A 15718-nucleotide genomic window follows, 5' to 3' on the forward strand; every position below is an offset into this window, starting at 1 on the left:
AATTCTGCACATTAGCCCAAAGGGCGGACTGACCAAATAATCTGCAATCTAAAAACTAAACTGGTTCTCCGTATAAATCAAACTCTGTTGCTTCAATAATTTTAATCATTGCAAATTCACCAGTTTTAACATAGTGTTTTGTAGCGTCAATTAAAACTTCGTTATCCACATCTGGACTGTCAAATTCTGTTCTTCCCACAAAATGACCTCCTTCTTTTCTGTCAATAATACATCTAAAAGTTTTACCCACTTTCTCTTGGTTCAAATCCCATGAAATCTGAGACTGCAGTTCCATTATTTCATTGGCACGGTCTTGTTTTACGTTGTCCGGAACATCGTCTTCAAGTAAATATGCGTGAGTGTTTTCTTCATGGGAATAAGCAAAACAACCCATTCTGTCAAATTTCATTTCTTGGACAAAATCTTTCAGGATGTTGAAATCTTCTTGAGTCTCTCCAGGATAACCAACGATCAAAGTCGTACGAATAGCCATTCCAGGAACCGCTGCTCTAAAGTCTTTCAATAATTGTGTGGTTTTTTCTTGAGTAGTTCCGCGACGCATTGATTTTAAAATTGAATCCGATATGTGTTGCAACGGAATATCAATATAATTACAAATCTTAGGTTCGCGTTTCATGATTTCAAGAACATCCATTGGGAATCCGGTAGGGAAGGCGTAATGCAAACGAATCCACTCAATTCCTTCGACTTTTACCAAGGCTTCAAGCAATTCGCCCAACGCTCTTTTTTTATATAAATCAAGACCATAATAAGTTAAGTCTTGAGCAATTAAAATCAATTCTTTCACACCGTTTTTAGCAAGTCCTTCGGCTTCTTTTACCAGTTTTTCAATGGTTTGGGAAACGTTTTTTCCTCTCATTAACGGGATAGCACAAAAACTGCAAGGTCTGTCACAACCTTCTGAAATTTTTAGATAAGCATAGTTTTTTGGAGTGGTTGTCAAACGTTCTCCCAATAATTCATGCTTGTAATCGGCACCCAAAGCCTTCAATAATGCAGGCAATTCAGTAGTCCCAAAATACTGATCCACATTTGGAATCTCTTTTTCTAAGTCCGGTCTGTATCTTTCAGATAAACAACCCGTAACAAAAACTTTATCTACAAGTCCTCTCTCTTTTTTATCGGCATATTCCAAAATCATGTTTACCGATTCGGCTTTTGCATTATCAATAAAACCGCAAGTGTTAATCACGATAATATTCCCTTCATCTTCTGCTTTGGCTTCGTGGGTTACCTCTTTTCCGCTCGCACGGAGTTGTCCCATTAGCACTTCACTGTCATACACATTCTTGGAACACCCTAACGTGATCACATTTATTTTGTTCTTTTTTAAAGACTTCGTTCTCATAGTATTATATCCTTGATAATTTAGGAATTTGCAAAATTACAATTTTTTGGGCAAACCCTGCCTGTTTCCTTTCAAAATGCCTGTTTTTGATTGTATAAAAATAATTTGGAGCACCACATTTGATGTGTTCAAGATCATTAATCCCGCTATTCGTTGCAATCTTATAAGCCGAACCCCGGCTTATAAGGATTTTTACTTCTATCGGGGCTTGACTAGTTATTTAGTTTTTCATAACATGAATCAAAAACTCTTCCTTATTATATTCAATATTAAATCATTTTTACCATAAAAAATAAAAACCACTTTTGAGTATGTTCAAAAGTGGTTCAGTTATATGGAGTGAGTGTTTTTTACATTTCAAATATGACAGTCATAGTGAAATTGTTTTTGTACGTATTGATTCTGGCACTTTCTGTAAAACCTTGCGAAAAGAACTGATTTTGTGATGTGGAATGAACATTCACATACGAAAAATCAAGCTTTATGGAGCCAAAACTATATCCTAAACCACCAGAAAAACTGTTTAAATCGCCTACAGTAGCCGAATTATTATAAGGACTTCCTTCAAAACGATATCCGCCTCTTAGTCTGAAGTTTTGTATTTTATATTCGGCACCCACTCTTACTTCATTGCTGCTACCAAGGGCATTATGCATAGCACTATTTAAACCTCTGTAATAAGGATCGTTTGTTGGGCTAAATTCTGTACAGCTATAGTCTTTGTATTTGTAATCTACACTTATTAACCCCGATTTTCCAAAAATATAGGCAAAACTTCCGGTTAAACTTCCGGGAGTGCGTAAATCATAAGGAGCATAATAATTAATAACAAATGGATCGACCACATCAGGAGGAAGTGTTTCTGCGATGTTGCTGCTAATGGCTGTTAATCTTTGCGAAAGTTCGTCTTGTAAATTATACCATGTTGGTGATTCATAAGCAAAACCCAAACGCATTTCATTAGTTAATTTTGCAATAGCTCCTACTTGGAATGAAAAACCTGCTCCGTAAGTATGTAAGCTATTTGAAAAATTCAAGCTCTTAACTTCATAATTTGCATCCAAAGGATTATTGTTGGATTCATAGAAGTTAGTGTTCTGTACGTAATCAGTAAAGTGAGAATTCAGGTTAAAACCAAAATACAAGAAATCTTTGTATTGTAATCCGCTGTTAAAAATAAGTTTCCCGTTATAACCATGGGAATAAGTACTGTTTTCTTGATGGTAATTGCCTCCTGAGCGAACATTTGATGTGTATAATGTATTAGTGGGAGTGTTGCTTACTGGGTTGATGATATAGCCTTGATAGCCCAGAAAAGCTTGCTGTGCTCCATTGTCTAAACTAGCATAATTACCATTTTCGAGTAAGTCTAAAGGAACTCCATTTGCATAACTTATAAAATAATTTGCAACTGAATTTACAGGGCTTGTTCCAGCTGAAAATAATGAATTGTCATAATTATTAGTATTTTCATAATTGATGGACATCGAGAATTTTTTCCAATCGTTATTAGGGTCTCTGGTTTTAAAAACGAAAACACCTCCTGCTTGATTTAGGTCGAAATTGCTATCACTTGCCGAAGTGCCAGTTCCAAAATAATCAGAATTGTTTTTGGTGCTGTAACTTCCCATTGTAGTGGCAAATTGATTGTTGTTGAACACCGCCGAACCCGCTGGATTTACATTGATGGATGATAAATCTCCTCCCAGTGCTCCAAAAGCACCGCTCATAGCTGTAAAACGAGCTGTTCCGTGCAATTCGCTTTGTGTATAACGCATTGCATCTTTAATTTCCTGTGAGTGTATTGTAGAGAACGTTAGCCCTGCTACTAAAAATAACAATAGGTTCTTTTTCATTTGGTTGGTCTTAGGGTTGGTTAATTTCTAGTTCAGTGATTTTTCTATCTTCTGCCGCCACCACCCATTCTACCGCCACCGCCACCGCCGCCGCTAGACATTCTGGCACCTCCACCGCTAGACATACTGCTGCTGCTACCACTACTTCTGTATGAACTATTACTGCTACTAGGAGAGTAACTTGATCGTTGGTAATTGCTGGAGGAGTTGGATCGACTTTGTGTGTAAGAACTTCTTGATTGATTTTGAGTGTAATTTCTCCATGAAGTATTACTATTTCGGTTCGTGAAAGTAGGAGCCTGTCTACTTATGCTAGTACTGTTTCTATTGTAAGTACTATTTCTGCTTGTAATACCGTTTCTGCTATAGGCGCTAACTCTATTATTGTTGTAAATTGAATTGTTATAACTTCCGCCATAAGAGGAACCTCTTCTACTGTAATTATAAGCATAAGGTGTTGCGTGAGCATATCCATAACCATAACCAGGATAGCCGCATCCGTATCCTGGATATCCCCATCCGTAACCTGGGTATCCCCAACCATAATAAGGATATCCCCAGCCATAATATGGGTATCCATAACCATAACCATAATAAGGGTAACCCCAACCAAATCCTATTGACCAATAACTGTCGGGATATACAACTACAGTTGTTTCTTGAGGAGAACTACCCCAGGATGCATAGCCTGTTGATGGTGCTTGTATAGAATCATTTTCGGTATTATAGTTACTGCCATAACTATTTACATCTGTAAATATTTCACCAGAACCTCCAGTGCTTTGTAATGAACTGAAGTATTGTTTGTATTGAATTGAAGCTGAATTGGGTTGGTTGTCCTTTATCACAATTTTCTCTCCATTTGTGCTATAAACTCCGTCATTATCGTAATAGGAACTATTTTGGTAAGAGCCACAAGAGGTTACTACTAAACTCAAAAAGCCGATTAAGAAATAAAGTGGTGTTTTCCGAGTAATTAATGCATTTGTTTTCATTTCGGTAGATTATTTTATTGTTGGACAATACAAATTTAGTTAGTTTTGCGTAATTATTTAGTTAAATTATATATAAACAAATATTATGCCAAATTATTCAAAATGAGCAAGAACCTTACGACACGAGCAGAAGATTATTCAAAATGGTACAATGAGTTGGTTGTTAAGGCCGATTTAGCTGAAAATTCAGGAGTTAGAGGATGTATGGTGATTAAGCCATATGGGTATGCTATATGGGAAAAAATGCAAGCAGAATTGGATAGAATGTTTAAAGAAACAGGACATCAAAATGCCTATTTCCCTTTATTTGTTCCTAAAAGCATGTTTGAAGCCGAAGAGAAAAATGCAGAAGGATTTGCCAAGGAATGTGCCATTGTTACTCACTATAGATTGAAAAATGATCCGGATAAACCTGGAAAACTAATGGTGGATCCCAATGCAAAACTGGAAGAAGAATTAATTGTCCGTCCTACTAGTGAAGCTATTATTTGGTCTACCTATAAAGGATGGGTACAATCCTACAGAGATTTACCATTGTTAATTAACCAATGGGCCAATGTGGTGCGTTGGGAAATGAGAACTAGATTATTCTTGAGAACAGCTGAGTTTTTATGGCAAGAAGGACATACGGCACATGCAACGAAAGCTGAGGCTGTAGAAGAATCAGAGAAAATGATGCATGTGTATGCTGATTTTGCCGAGAATTTTATGGCAATTCCAGTTATAAAAGGATTGAAAACAGAAACAGAACGTTTTGCCGGTGCTGAAGAAACCTACTGTATCGAAGCCTTGATGCAGGATGGAAAAGCCTTGCAGGCTGGAACTTCTCACTTTTTGGGTCAAAATTTCGCAAAAGCTTTTGATGTTAAATTTGCTAATGCAGAAGGTAAGCAAGAACACGTTTGGGGAACTTCATGGGGTGTTTCGACCCGATTGATGGGAGCGCTGGTAATGACGCATTCTGACGACCAAGGATTGGTGTTGCCTCCTAATCTAGCTCCGATTCAAGTTGTTATTGTTCCTATATATAAGAGTGATGAACAATTGGAAGCTATTTCAAGCGAAGTGGATGTTTTGGTTAAAGCGTTAAGAAAATTAAATATCTCGGTAAAATTCGATAATAGAACAACTCAAAAACCAGGATTCAAATTTGCTGAATGGGAATTAAAAGGAGTGCCTGTGCGAATAGCTGTAGGTCCAAAAGATTTGGAAAACGGAACTTTTGAAGTAGCTAGAAGAGATACTTTGACCAAAGAAGTGGTTTTAAAAGATGGAATCACAACTTATATAAGCGATTTATTGGAGCAAATTCAAAAAGATTTGTTCGAAAAAGCATTAAATTATAGAAATACTCACATTACAGAAGTAAATAGTTTTGACGAGTTTAAGGCTATTCTTGATGGTGAAGGAGGCTTTGTTTCAGCACATTGGGATGGTACTGCGGAGACCGAAGAGAAAATTAAAGAATTGACAAAAGCAACGATAAGATGCATTCCTTTGGATAGGGTTGAACAGGCGGGAAGCTGTGTGTTTACTGGTAAAAGTTCGGTTGGAAGGGTGCTGTTTGCTAAGGCATATTAAAAAAAATAAATTTTTTTTGCCTCTACTATTGCGCTTCTCAAAAATAGTTGTATTTTTGCATCCGCATTACAGAAGTAGGGTCCGTTCGTCTATCGGTTAGGACGCCAGGTTTTCATCCTGGTAAGGGGGGTTCGATTCCCCCACGGACTACAAGAAGTATTTAGATTGAAAAATTTCTGAGAATAAAAAAACAACGGTCCGTTCGTCTATCGGTTAGGACGCCAGGTTTTCATCCTGGTAAGGGGGGTTCGATTCCCCCACGGACTACAATTTTTTTTGATCTAGAATGTTCCAGAACTTAGAGGGATAATGGTCCGTTCGTCTAGGGGTTAGGACGCCAGAATTTCATTCTGGTAACAGGGGTTCGATTCCCTTACGGACTACAAAAAATGAAATAATTAAGATAAAAAGATAACAAAATGGCAAATCATAAGTCAGCTCTAAAAAGAATTAGAAGTAACGAAAAGAGAAGAGTATTAAATAGATACCAACACAAAACTACTCGTAATGCTATTAAAGCATTAAGAATTGCAACTGATAAAGTTGATGCGACTTCAAAATTGTCAAGTGTAATCTCTATGATCGATAAATTAGCAAAGAAAAACATCATTCATGATAATAAAGCTTCAAACTTGAAGTCTAAGTTAACTAAGCATGTTGCTAAATTGTAAGTAATATAATTTATATAAAAAAAAAGCTCCTTTTTAAGGGGCTTTTTTTTATGTCTGATTCTTGGTGAATCAAATTCTTAAATTTTGAAATATTTTTAAAGTTTGCTATTTAAATAATCCAACATTTCAACAGTGATGGGTTTGGATAGAAATCCAATGACATTGGGGTATGATTTCGATTTTTTGATGTCCTCTGGATCTATGGTTGACGTTAAAATGATAACTTTTGTATTGTTTAGGTTAAAATAATTGGAAGCATTAAACAAATCGAGAAACTCCCATCCACCCATGACAGGCATATTTAAATCTAAAAAGATTAATTGTGGCTTTTTTTCTTGATTGGGATTGTTGTTAATTGTGTTGATTAAATTAATAGCTTCCTGGCCATTAAAAGTGTTTGTTATTTCTTTTGCAAAAGAAGCTTTTTGTACTACTTTTTTGAATAGCATCAATGTGATAGGGTCGTCATCAATGCACATGATAAGTTCCAACATTTTATCAGGATTTAAATGTTAGTGTGAATTCTGTTCCTTTTTCAACCTCGCTTTGTATACTAATAGTGCCTCCCATGGTTTCTATTTGTGATTTGACTAAGAATAAGCCTAATCCTTTGCTGTCTGGGTAATCGTGAAATCTTTGGTATAGTCCGAAAATTTTATTTTTATTTCTTTCTAAATCGATGCCTATGCCATTGTCTCTGAAAAGGATTTTTATAGTGTCGTTTTCTTCTTCAGCTATTATGATGTCAATTACTAAGTCTCGGTTTTTTGATCTGTATTTTAAAGAATTGGTGAGTAAATTGATAAAGATGCTTTCAAAATAGGCTTTGTTTGTGTTTATTTTAACAACATTTCCGTAAATGATATTTAATTGTGGTTTTATGCTCTCGAGCTGTATATGGAGTTGGTTAAAAATGTTTTTGAAAATGTCTCGTATCTGTAATTCTTCGTTTTGTATGGATGTGCTGTCTTTTATGGTAATTACCTTGGCGAGATCATTAATGGTTTCATTGAGTAAGTGTGTTGATATTTTAAAGCCTCTAAGGATTTCTTTTAATTCTTCGTCTTCAATTGTAAAGTCTTCAATTAGATTCAATAATCCAGTCAAGTTGGATAGGGGGGCTCTTAAATTGTGAGAGGTGATATAAGAAAACTGTTTTAAGTCTTTGTTGTTTTGGGTTAATTCTCTTATGAGTATTTCTTTTTCTTTTTCTAATTTTTTTTCTTCTGTAATATCTCTTTGTATGGAAATCCAGTGGGAAAGATCGTGTTCAAGATTATAAACTGGAATAAAGGATAGTCTGACCCAGTATTCGGATTGGTCTTTTTTATTAAGGATGATTTCCAGAAAACATTCTTTTTTGTTTTTTATGGAGTCAGTTAATTTTTCAATTTCTTGCAAGTCGGAGTTTTTACCCATAAAGAAATTAGGGGATTTGCCTATTATTTCGGAATGCTCATAACCTGACATTTTGCTAAAAGCAGGGTTGGCAAAAACTATTTTTGGAATTTGATTGTCGTCTGAGAATGCTTGGGTGATGATGATAGAATCTTTGGCTTCGGTAAAAACGGTTTCAAGTAATTTTAAGCGATTTTCTTCTTCCTTTTGTTTGGTGATGTCCTGTATAGCACCAATCATTCGGACGGCTTTTCCATTTTCGTCTTTTAGAATAAAACCTCTGTCCAATACATATTTGTATGTGCCGTCTGCACATTTAAAGCGATATTGATCCTGCCATTTTTCTGTTTTTTGTTCCAAAAAAGAATAAAGTTTAACCGACATTTTTATACTGTCTTCAGGATGGATATTATCAAACCACCACTTGGAATTTTTTCCCACTTGATCTTGGCTGTAACCAAATATTCCTTTGATTCCCTTATTCCAGGTGATGTGGTCCTCTGGGATTTTCCAGTCCCAAATAGTGTCGCTAGTGGCTTTGGCAACGATGTCGTATTTGTCGTTTGACTCTTTTAATTTATCATTAGTTTGTCTGAGACTTTTATTGATTTCAGTATTTCTTTTGTCGTTTTTGGACAAGATGTATCTAAAGAGAATTCCTGTAATAGTGATGAAAAATATGTCTTTGATGAAACTGAAATTATAGCAATCCAAATGCGAAGAATATTGTTTGGCTAATTTAAAGCTAATGATAGCTAAAAATAATGCGAAAAGGGTGTAGATTAAGGTTATTTGGTTGGCTTTGTTTTTCATTAATCAAATATAATTAATAAATGTTAAAATTTAAAACATCGATTTAAATAAATTCGGACATCATAATTTTAAGTTTACAATAAGTGCTTATGTGTTAACAAAATAGCAAACTATTGCGTAAAGGTTTTTTATATCAAAATAAAGTGTACCTTTGCACCCATTAAAAATCACAGATGGAAGCTATTAGAAACATTGCAATTATTGCCCACGTCGATCACGGTAAAACAACTTTGGTTGATAAAATTATGTATCACTGTCAATTATTTCGTGACAACGAAAACACAGGTGATTTAATCCTTGATAACAACGACTTAGAGCGCGAAAGAGGTATTACTATTACTTCTAAAAATGTTTCGGTTCAGTATAAAGGTACCAAAATCAATATTATCGATACTCCTGGTCACGCCGATTTTGGTGGTGAGGTAGAGCGTGTTTTGAACATGGCTGATGGTGTTTGTCTTTTGGTGGATGCTTTTGAAGGTCCAATGCCACAAACTCGTTTTGTATTACAAAAAGCTATTGATTTAGGTCTTAAGCCTTGTGTTGTAATCAACAAAGTAGATAAAGAAAACTGTACTCCTGAAGAAGTTCATGAAAAAGTTTTTGACTTAATGTTTGAATTAGGTGCTCAAGAATGGCAGTTGGATTTCCCAACCGTTTATGGTTCAGCTAAGAATAACTGGATGTCTGATCACTGGGAAAACGTAACTGATAATGTTGAAGCATTGTTGGATATGGTTGTTGAGAATGTACCTGCTCCTAAGGTTTCCGAAGGAACTCCACAAATGTTGATTACATCTTTAGATTTCTCAGCTTTTACAGGACGTATTGCTATTGGTCGTCTAGAAAGAGGAGTTTTAAAAGAAGGTATGCCAATCTCATTGGTTAAAAGAGATGGTACAATAATAAAATCAAGAATTAAAGAGCTTCATACTTTTGAAGGTCTTGGACGTAAAAAAGTACTAGAAGTAATTGCTGGAGATATCTGTGCGATTGTTGGAGTTGAAGGATTTGAAATTGGAGATACTATCGCTGATTTTGAAAATCCAGAAGCGTTGAAAACAATTGATATTGATGAGCCTACAATGAGTATGTTGTTTACAATTAACGATTCTCCTTTCTTTGGAAAAGAGGGTAAATTTGTAACTTCTCGTCATATTAGAGAGCGTTTGACAAAGGAATTAGAGAAAAACTTAGCAATGAAATTGGGTGAAACTGATTCTGCTGATAAGTTTATGGTTTTTGGCCGTGGTGTACTTCACTTGTCTGTTCTTATTGAAACAATGAGAAGAGAAGGTTACGAATTGCAAATTGGTCAGCCGCAAGTTATCATCAAAGAAATTGATGGTAAAAAATGTGAACCAATTGAGGAATTGACAATTGACTTACCAGAAACTCTTTCAGGTAGAGCGGTTGAGTTCGTTACTATGCGTAAAGGTGAAATGCTGAGTATGGAAACTAAAGGTGACCGTATGATTGTAAAATTTAATATTCCATCACGTGGAATTATTGGATTGCGTAATCAATTGCTTACTGCTACTGCAGGTGAGGCTATTATGGCACACCGTTTTATAGGATACGAACCTTACAAAGGAGAAATTGCTGGACGTAACAAAGGTTCATTGATTTCTATGGAAAAAGGAAAAGCTATTCCTTATTCTATCGATAAATTACAAGATCGTGGTAAGTTTTTTGTTGAACCAAATGCCGAAATTTACGAAGGTCAGGTAATTGGAGAAAACTCTCGTGGTGATGATATGTGTGTAAACGTAACTAAAGAGAAAAAACAATCTAACGTTCGTTCTTCTGGGAATGATGAAAAAGCGAGAATTATTCCTCCAATCATTTTCTCTCTTGAAGAAGCTTTAGAATATATTCAAAAAGATGAGTATGTTGAGGTAACTCCAAAATCTATTCGTTTGAGAAAAATTTATTTGACAGAAACAGATAGAAAAAGATTTAAAATCTAAAAGATTTAAATTTCAATATTTAAAATCCCAAATTCCTAAGTACTGGAATTTGGGATTTTTCATTTTAGAAGTTTTCTTAGACTTTGAAAAGCAGCTTGTTTTTTTATATTTTACTCAAATTTCAACTCACCACCCTGCATAATTTGTTTGTAATTGATTTCGATTCCATTAATTTTGGTTCCGTTCAAGGTAATTTTTTTATAAGATTTTCCATTACAAATAATACTTAAAGTTATATTTTCAGCGAGATGTATAGTTGCTTTTTTGACCTGTGGCATTCCAAAAACAAATGCACCAGTAGCAGGATTTACGGGATAAAAACCTAAAGTGGTGAAAATATACCATGCGCTCATTTGACCACAATCGTCATTGCCTGTAATTCCGTTTGGAGTATTATTGTAAAACTGATTATATATTTGAGTAATTAATTTTTTTCCTTTTTCAGGTTCGTTCGAGTAGGCATACAAATAGGAAATATGGTGGCTAGGTTCATTTCCATGGGCATATTGACCAATCATTCCTTCTTGACCAAGATGTCTGTTGTCTTTTTCACCATTTAGTGTAAAAAAAGTATTCAACTGTTTGGTGAATTGTTCTTTTCCCCCTAATAAGTTTGTAACTCCCGTAATATCGTGTTGAGTAGAAGCCCAGGAATATTGCCATGCGTTGGCTTCAGTATAATCTCCAGGATTATTCATAGGAGAGGTCGGTTTTAAGGGGTCGAATGGCGTTCTCCAATGACCCTGAGAATCTTTTCCTCTCATTAATCCCGTTTCTTTGTCGAATATGTTTTTGTAATAAGAGGCTCTTTTATAATAAGTTTTGGCAACCGTTTTACGGCCTAACTTTTCGGCTAATAACGCCACACAGTAATCGTCATAACCACTTTCTAATGTTCTGGAAACGGATTCGTTATCTATTTTGTCAAATGGATAATACCCATATTTACTGTATAAAGTCCAATCGTTATTGGGGTGATTTTTGGTAGTAGTTTCAATCATAGCTTGCAAAGCTTCATTAGCATCAAAATCTTTGAATCCTTTGCTGTACGCATCGGTTATAATCGGAATTGCATGATTACCAATCATGCAATTGTTTTCTTGTCCCCAAACTGTCCAAATAGGCAAATATCCCGCAGCCTTATGATGAAGGAGCATTGTGTTTATAAAACCGTTTACACGTTCTGGAACAAGTATAGTGTATAAAGGATTTGCAGCTCTATAGGTATCCCAAAGCGAAAGTGTCGAATAATATTCTCCGTTGGGTGCTGTTGCAATTTTATCATCGGCACCACGGTATTTTCCGTCTACATCGGCAATATTGCTGGGTTGAGTAAATAAATGGTACAGGGAAGTATAAAATATTTCTTTTTGTTTTTGAGGAGCTTCAATTTCGATTTTAGCTAAATAGCTGTTCCATTTGGCTTTGGCATTGGCTACCGTTTGTTCAAAATCCCAATGGGGCAATTCCGTTTTTAAATTATTTTTAGCTCCTTCGATGCTTACCGTTGAAAAAGCAATTTTGGCTTGTAACGTTTTGTTTTTTAATACAAAATCAAGAATATATCTAGGTGCTTTTTCTTTGGTTTTTTTAGGTAATTCTATTGCATTTGAAAACGGAGTATCAAATGTTAATGTAAAGAAATATTTTCGCTGTACCCAGTTTTTGTTATGACAATAGCCTGAAATAGTTGTGTTGCTTTCAATGCTAACTTTACTGTCCAATACCAATGAGTCCGTTAAAAAACGCAATCCGTGTTGAATGTCAATCAATAATTTAGCTTTGTTTGTGGGATAGATAAATTGATTAAAGGCTACTCTCTCAGTTGCTGTTAGATTTACTTTTATACTGTCGTTTAATGTAACCGAATACAAACCTGGACTGGCTTTTTCAGTTTTCTTATTATAGCCGGTTTTAAAACTTTCAGTTTTGTTTTCTACAAACGGGAGTAATAGAACATCTCCTAAATCATTAATGCCGGTTCCGCTCAAGTGGGTTTGGGAAAAGCCTAGAATTTCAGGATTTTTGTATTGATATCCTGAGGTGTAATCCCAACCTATATCAACATTGTCTGGACTAGGCTGTACCATTCCAAAGGGCAAACAAGCACCAGGAAAAGTATGACCTGTTCCATCAGTTCCTATAAAGGGATTGACAAATTGGGTAAAATCTTTAGATTCTTCTTTACTTGAGCAACTTTCTAAGGAAAGAAATAGTAAAAAAAATAAGATTGATAATTTTTGCATATTTTACTTTTTTAATAAAAACAACAATGGAATATCCAATCTCTTAGCCCATGCTTGTTCTGAATGATTTTCTCCAGGGAAGGATTTAGTTTCCCAGTTTTTGTTAGTAAAACCTTTGGCTTTCATTACAATATCTATTTTTTCTTGCAAAGGTTTATACATGGCGTCAAGGGTCTGGTCTCCATAGTCAAAATAGATTTTATGGTCTTTTGGGTTTGGGAGATTTGCTTTTAAATAATTGGCAAAAGCATCTGGAATAGGATTATTGATAGCAGAAAATGTCCCTGGCCAGTGCGTTGACAGGCAGGCTGCACCACCGAAAATTTTTGGATATTCGCAAATCGCGTACATAGATATTAGTCCTCCCATACTGGATCCCGCTATAAATGTGTTCTTTTGATCGGTCTTTGTCGAGAAATTTTTATCAATAAATGGTTTTAATTCGTTTACCAGAAATTTTAAATACAAATCCGAATAGGGAGTGAAGATTTCTTTGGTTCTTCCTGCTTTTTGTAATTGAGCGGTGACCGTGTCTTTTTGAATTTGTGTTAAACTTTCATAAGGTTTTTGGGGGAAATATTCGGGATGTCGTTTGGCGCCATTGTTCCAAATCCCGACAACTATGAATTTTTGAGTTTTGCCTTCTCCGATTAATTTTCCTGCCACTTCGTCAACTTCCCAAGCTTGTTTGTTCCAAGTACTTTCGGCATCATACAAGGCTTGACCGTCATTCATGTATAAAACGGCATATTTTTCTTTGTTTGAATATCCGTCTGGTAACCAAATATCAATGTTTCGGGCATCAATTAGTTTGGATTGAAAATTTGCCATGCGTTGTACTTTTCCGGAAGTAACTTTGACTTCTTGAGCGTTTGAAGGGAAGCTAAGCATTCCTACAATGAATAAGATTATAGATTTTTTCATTTTAAAACTATTATGTTTATTTTATTTCTAGAATTATGGCGCTTTTTGGAGCGATTTCTAAAGTATTATTTACGGTGATGTCGTTATTGCTAATAATTTCTTTGGCATTGAATGTATTAGGTACCATTTTATTGTATTTATTCATATCGAGATTTACTTTTTCTTTGTTTTTATTCAAAATCACCATTACTTTTTCTTTGTCATTGTATCTGAAATAGACGTAAACATCATTCTTTTCTGGAGCATAATGGATGAATTTACCGTTATGAATGACAGCTGCATTTTTTCTCCAATTGAGTAAATTACTCAAGTATTTTTGGGCTTCAAGTTCTTTGGTGTCAAGTCCTTTTCCTGTAACAGCATTTTTACTGTCTCCAGGCCAGCCTCCATAAAAATCAGCTCGTCTTTGACCGTCATTTCCTGATTTTTCATTGGTAAATAATAATTCGGTTCCGTAATAAAATTGAGGAATTCCTCTCATTGTGGTGTATAGTGCCATGGCGATTTTCCAGTTATCAAGGTCTTTATTCAGCCTAGAAAATATACGATCCATGTCATGATTGTCCGGGAAAATCAATAAATTGTTAGGATTTGGATAGAGATAATCTTGCCCCATTCCTTTATAGTGTTCTTTCCAAGTAGATTCCCAATCATTTTTTGTAGTGAGGGATTTTACTAAGTTTTCTGTTAAAGCAAAATCCATCAAAGTTGGTAAATAGCATTTATAACCATCAACATTCACTTTATCTTTTTGCCAATAGGCCGAAAGCTCAGTTACTGTGGTCATTTCTTCTCCCACTATATTAAAATTAGGATATTCATCCAAAACAGTCTTCGTCCATTTAGCCAAAAAATCTTTATCGGCATAAGAAAAAGTATCTTCTCTAAAGCCAGATAGTCCTGCATATTCTACCCACCAAATCGTATTTTGAATTAGGAAACTCGCCATAAAAGGATTTCTCTGATTGAGATCGGGCATGGAAGTATCAAACCAGCCATCCGTATAACCAATTTTATCTTGTTCGGTTGCGTAAGGGTCTAACAACGTTGATTTGATGTGATTTGTTCTTGTTTTGGTTTCCTGAAAATTAAGCCAGTCTTTCATAGGTAAATCTTTGACAAAATAATATTCGGATCCACAATGATTGAGAACTACGTCCCAAATTACACCAATGTTTCTTTTTTTTGCTTCTTCAACCAATTTTTTGAATTGTTCATTAGTACCATAACGGCTGTCTATTTTGTAAAAATCGGTAGCAGCATAACCGTGATAGGAATACTTTGGCATATTGTTTTCTACAAGAGGTGTGTTCCAAATTTGAGTATAGCCTAAGGTTTTTATATAATCTAAATTATTTATGATTCCTTGAATATCACCGCCGTGTCTGCCGCTTTCATCGTTTCTATCGACTTTTTCTAAACTACCAGTTGTATTGTCGTTTTTAGGGTCTCCATTGGCAAAACGGTCGGGCATTAGTAATAAAATAGCATCTTTTGGAGCGAAACTAGCTCGGTTTGCACTATTGATTTCTCTCGGCAATAATGGAAAATCTTTAGTGATTATGGTTTTATTGTTGTTTTTGAAATTTATTTTGGCAGTCCCAACAACAGTTTCTGGGCTAATATTTATCGTTACAAATAAATAGTTAGGGTTTTCTACCTTTTCAGTTTTTACAATTTTTACTCCTTGGTATTTTATTTCAGGTTCTAAATTTTGAATATTAGTTCCGTAAACCAAAAGGGTTATTTGATTTAGTTTCATTCCAACCCACCAATTTCCGGGTTCAATACGACTGATTTGTGCGTTTAGGCTATTTGCTATAATTAAAAATAGGATTGCAAATTTTTTCATTTATTTAGAATTTGTTCGTTGATATAATTTGATCTACTTTATT

At 35.1% G+C, this 15718-nt stretch carries 11 protein-coding genes and 3 tRNA genes; 6 read left to right on the forward strand and 8 right to left on the reverse strand.

Annotated elements, in window-relative coordinates; translation table 11 throughout:
• Window positions 1–55: 55 nt before the first annotated feature.
• From rimO to C8C85_RS13915, 3 genes are all read right to left on the reverse strand, one after another.
• Window positions 56–1369 (reverse strand): 30S ribosomal protein S12 methylthiotransferase RimO, encoded by a 1314-nt coding sequence (rimO, locus tag C8C85_RS13905; protein WP_116797595.1) that lies wholly within the window; start codon window positions 1367–1369, stop codon window positions 56–58.
• 350 nt (window positions 1370–1719) lie between these two features.
• Window positions 1720–3225, reverse strand: coding sequence for an OmpP1/FadL family transporter (locus tag C8C85_RS13910; protein ID WP_116797596.1), 1506 nt, complete (start codon window positions 3223–3225; stop codon window positions 1720–1722).
• A gap of 44 nt (window positions 3226–3269) precedes the next feature.
• Window positions 3270–4220, reverse strand: coding sequence for a hypothetical protein (locus C8C85_RS13915; RefSeq protein WP_116797597.1), 951 nt, complete (start codon window positions 4218–4220; stop codon window positions 3270–3272).
• A 102-nt stretch (window positions 4221–4322) separates the two neighbouring features.
• On the opposite strand from C8C85_RS13915, the gene proS reads away from it, so the two are divergent.
• The 5 genes from proS (at window position 4323) to rpsT (ending at window position 6472) form a co-directional block, all read left to right on the forward strand.
• On the forward strand, window positions 4323–5801 hold the full coding sequence (gene proS / locus C8C85_RS13920) for a proline--tRNA ligase (protein WP_116798493.1): 1479 nt from the start codon (window positions 4323–4325) through the stop codon (window positions 5799–5801).
• A 78-nt stretch (window positions 5802–5879) separates the two neighbouring features.
• Window positions 5880–5951 (forward strand) — tRNA-Glu (locus tag C8C85_RS13925).
• A 45-nt stretch (window positions 5952–5996) separates the two neighbouring features.
• Window positions 5997–6068, forward strand: a tRNA-Glu gene (locus C8C85_RS13930).
• Between the two features lie 44 nt (window positions 6069–6112).
• Window positions 6113–6184: transfer RNA gene (locus C8C85_RS13935), tRNA-Glu, on the forward strand.
• A gap of 36 nt (window positions 6185–6220) precedes the next feature.
• Window positions 6221–6472 (forward strand): 30S ribosomal protein S20, encoded by a 252-nt coding sequence (gene rpsT, locus C8C85_RS13940; RefSeq protein WP_039109573.1) that lies wholly within the window; start codon window positions 6221–6223, stop codon window positions 6470–6472.
• A gap of 95 nt (window positions 6473–6567) precedes the next feature.
• Here the strand turns inward: rpsT and C8C85_RS13945 are convergent, their stop codons facing one another.
• Together C8C85_RS13945 and C8C85_RS13950 are read right to left on the reverse strand one after the other, a co-directional pair.
• Entirely contained in the window at window positions 6568–6966 is a 399-nt protein-coding gene (locus C8C85_RS13945; RefSeq protein WP_116797598.1) for a response regulator, read from the reverse strand.
• Between the two features lie 4 nt (window positions 6967–6970).
• On the reverse strand, window positions 6971–8683 hold the full coding sequence (locus tag C8C85_RS13950; protein WP_116797599.1) for a PAS domain-containing sensor histidine kinase: 1713 nt from the start codon (window positions 8681–8683) through the stop codon (window positions 6971–6973).
• A gap of 173 nt (window positions 8684–8856) precedes the next feature.
• On the opposite strand from C8C85_RS13950, the gene typA reads away from it, so the two are divergent.
• The gene (typA, locus tag C8C85_RS13955) at window positions 8857–10653 is read left to right on the forward strand and encodes a translational GTPase TypA (protein WP_116797600.1); all 1797 of its coding nucleotides are present in this window, start codon (window positions 8857–8859) and stop codon (window positions 10651–10653) included.
• Between the two features lie 110 nt (window positions 10654–10763).
• Here the strand turns inward: typA and C8C85_RS13960 are convergent, their stop codons facing one another.
• The 3 genes from C8C85_RS13960 to C8C85_RS13970 are packed head-to-tail and all read right to left on the reverse strand — an operon-like array spanning window position 10764 to window position 15675.
• On the reverse strand, window positions 10764–12899 hold the full coding sequence (locus tag C8C85_RS13960; protein ID WP_116797601.1) for a GH92 family glycosyl hydrolase: 2136 nt from the start codon (window positions 12897–12899) through the stop codon (window positions 10764–10766).
• 3 nt (window positions 12900–12902) lie between these two features.
• On the reverse strand, window positions 12903–13823 hold the full coding sequence (locus C8C85_RS13965; protein ID WP_116797602.1) for an alpha/beta hydrolase: 921 nt from the start codon (window positions 13821–13823) through the stop codon (window positions 12903–12905).
• Window positions 13824–13839: 16 nt separating this feature from the next.
• On the reverse strand, window positions 13840–15675 hold the full coding sequence (locus C8C85_RS13970) for a glycoside hydrolase family 13 protein (RefSeq protein ID WP_116797603.1): 1836 nt from the start codon (window positions 15673–15675) through the stop codon (window positions 13840–13842).
• Window positions 15676–15718: the final 43 nt, after the last annotated feature.

The organism is Flavobacterium sp. 103 (assembly GCF_003096795.1).
Classification (GTDB): domain Bacteria; phylum Bacteroidota; class Bacteroidia; order Flavobacteriales; family Flavobacteriaceae; genus Flavobacterium.